Origin of the sequence: Streptomyces bobili (genome assembly GCF_002154575.1) — a bacterium.
GTDB classification, from domain to species: Bacteria; Actinomycetota; Actinomycetes; order Streptomycetales; family Streptomycetaceae; genus Streptomyces; species Streptomyces bobili.
On record NZ_MUBA01000738.1, the window covers coordinates 1 to 633 of the forward strand.

The 633-nt window shown below is 73.1% G+C and carries 1 protein-coding gene; it reads left to right on the forward strand.

The annotated features are described in order from the left end of the window. On the forward strand, positions 1–633 hold a 633-nt coding region (locus tag BZL64_RS37005), incomplete at both ends, for a class I mannose-6-phosphate isomerase (RefSeq protein WP_208639603.1).

Sequence of the window (633 nt, forward strand, 5' to 3'; positions counted from 1 at the left end):
CTCACCGAGTTCGACGGCCTCTGCGGCTTCCGCCCCCCGGCCCGCGCCGCCGACCTCCTCGACGCCCTCGGCGTCGACTCCCTCAAGCCGTACGTCGATCTGCTGCACGCCCAGCCCGAGGAAGCGGCCCTGCGCGAGGTCCTGACGGCGATCCTCACCGCGGACCCCGACGAGATGGCCCACACGGTCGCCGCCGCCACCGCCGCCTGCGACCGCCTCGGCGGAGAACACGCCCCCTACGCCGGCCTCGCCCACCACTACCCGGGCGACCCCGGCGTCATCGCGGCCATGCTCCTCAACCACGTCCGACTCCAGCCCGGCGAAGCACTCTTCCTCGGCGCCGGCATCCCGCACGCCTACCTCAGCGGCCTCGGCGTCGAGATCATGGCCAACTCCGACAACGTCCTGCGCTGCGGCCTCACCCCCAAGCACGTCGACGTCCCCGAACTCCTGCGCGTCGTCCGCTTCCGATCCGGCGACCCCGGCATCCTGCGCCCCGAGGCAGCCCCGGACGGCGAGGAGGTCTACGAGACCCCCATCGACGAGTTCCGCCTCTCCCGCCACGTCCTTCCCGAAGGCGCCGCCGCCCACGACCTCACCCTGACGACCCCGCAGATCCTGCTCTGCACGGCC